Origin of the sequence: Chamaesiphon sp. VAR_48_metabat_403 (genome assembly GCF_031422475.1) — a bacterium.
Classification (GTDB): domain Bacteria; phylum Cyanobacteriota; class Cyanobacteriia; order Cyanobacteriales; family Chamaesiphonaceae; genus Chamaesiphon.
The window spans coordinates 1-2,314 of the sequence record NZ_JANPLS010000345.1 but is presented as its reverse complement, the minus strand read 5'-3'; the positions used below and the strand labels follow the sequence as shown (position 1 = coordinate 2,314).

The window sequence follows — 2,314 nt, the reverse complement described above, 5'->3', positions numbered from 1 at the left end:
GCCGGAAGATCCGACGGTGTTGTTGACGATCGCGGGGATGTTACCATTTAAGCCGATCTTCTTGGGTCAACGCCAGCCCGATTTTCCCCGTGCGACGACTTCCCAGAAATGTATCCGTACCAATGATATCGAGAATGTGGGGCGGACGGCGCGGCATCATACGTTTTTCGAGATGTTGGGAAATTTTAGCTTTGGGGACTATTTCAAGGAACAAGCGATCGAATGGGGTTGGGAAATTTCGACGCAGGTGTTTAATCTCCCGCCTGAGCGGTTGGTTGTCAGCGTGTTTGAGGATGACGATGAAGCTTTTGCGATCTGGCGGGACAAAATTGGCGTGAATCCCCTGCGAATTAAGCGGTTGGGGGCTGATGATAATTTTTGGGTTTCGGGGCCTACAGGCCCTTGTGGGCCATGTTCTGAGCTTTATTATGATTTCCATCCCGAACTGGGGAATGACAATATCGATTTGGAGGATGACAGCAGATTTATTGAGTTTTATAATCTGGTGTTCATGCAGTACAACCGCGATGTTGATGGCAATCTCACGCCGTTGGCGAACAAGAACATCGATACGGGGATGGGTTTGGAGCGGATGGCGCAAATCCTGCAAGATGTACCGAATAATTATGAGACAGATCTGATTTTTCCGATCGTCCAAACTGCGGCGGATATTGCGGGAGTTGATTACAATTCTAGCGATGAGTCAACTAAAACTTCGCTCAAAGTTATCGGCGATCACGTTCGCGCTGTCGTTCACATGATTGCAGATACTATCCGCGCATCAAATACGGGACGAGGTTATGTTCTTCGTCGTCTGATTCGTCGCGTCGTGCGACATGGGCGATTAATCGGCATCGAGGGTGAATTTATCACTAAAGTAGCTGAAAGTGCGATCGCGATGTCTGAATCTGCATATCCTAATGTGCGGGAAAAATCCGATAAAATCTTTGCCGAACTCCAACGAGAGGAGATCCAGTTTTTAAAAACACTCGCGCTTGGCGAGAAACTACTGGCAGAAGTAATCGAGCGACTGAAACAATCGGGCGATACGATAATTGCTGGGGATGATGCGTTTAAACTTTATGATACTTATGGTTTCCCCCTAGAATTAACTCAGGAGATTGCCGAAGAACAAGGTTTGACAGTAGATGCAGCGGGTTACGATCGCGCAATGCAGGTACAGATCGAGACTGGTCGCGGTAATCGTGAGACAATCGATCTCACTGTACAAGGTACCCTCGATAGTTTTGCCGAACACCTCCAGGCAACGGAATTTATCGGCTACAAGTCGATGAATAGTCAAGCGGAAGTCGTGGCAATATTAGTCGATGGTGCCGCCGATACCGAAGCCGATGCAGGTACAAACGTCCAAATTATCCTCGATAAAAGCCCCTTCTATGCCGAATCTGGCGGACAAATCGGCGATCGCGGTTACTTGTCGGGCGATAATTTATTAGTCCGGATCGATGATGTTAAAAAGGAGTCAGCATTCTTCGTTCACTTCGGATCGATCGAGCGTGGAAACTTGCGAGTTGGCGATACAATTACCGCCCAAATCGATACCGCTTGTCGTCGTCGCGCTCAAGCAAATCATACCGCAACTCATTTATTACAAGCAGCCTTAAAACTCCTGGTAGATCCTGAAATTTCTCAAGCAGGTTCGTTAGTTTCATTCGACAGATTGCGGTTCGATTTTAACTCTCCTCGCGCCCTTACACCTGCGGAAGTTCAACAGGTAGAAGAGTTAGTAAATACCTGGATTACTGAAGCACATTCAGCCGAAATAGAGGTCATGCCGATCGCGCAAGCTAGAGCTAAAGGTGCCGTCGCGATGTTTGGTGAAAAATACGGCGATGAAGTCCGCGTCATCGATTTTCCTGGCGTATCGATGGAATTGTGCGGTGGTATTCATGTGAATAATACTGCTGAAATTGGGGCATTTAAAATCATCAGTGAAGCCGGAGTTGCTGCGGGAGTGCGGCGGATCGAAGCTGTGGCGGGTAATGCAATTTTAGACTATCTCAATGTCCGCGATAAAGTAGTCAAAGAATTGAGCGATCGGTTTAAAGCTAAACCCGAAGAAATCCTCGATCGGATCTCGACAATGCAAACCGAACTTAAAGCCAACCAGAAACAATTGGAGATGGTGAAAGGCGAACTTGCGATCGCTAAATCCGAGCAATTACTATCACAAGCCCAAACTGTTGGTGATTTTAAAATTATTATCGCCGAACTGGGTGATGTCGATGCTAATGCGCTCCAAACTGCGGCGGAACGGCTATTAAATAAACTCGGTGAAGGTGCGATCGTACTA

General features: G+C 47.4%; 1 protein-coding gene. It reads left to right on the top strand.

Annotated features, from left to right (window positions below):
• Positions 1-2,314: alanine--tRNA ligase (gene alaS, locus RMO79_RS16750; protein WP_310484345.1), on the top strand; the 2,314-nt coding region annotated here is incomplete at both ends.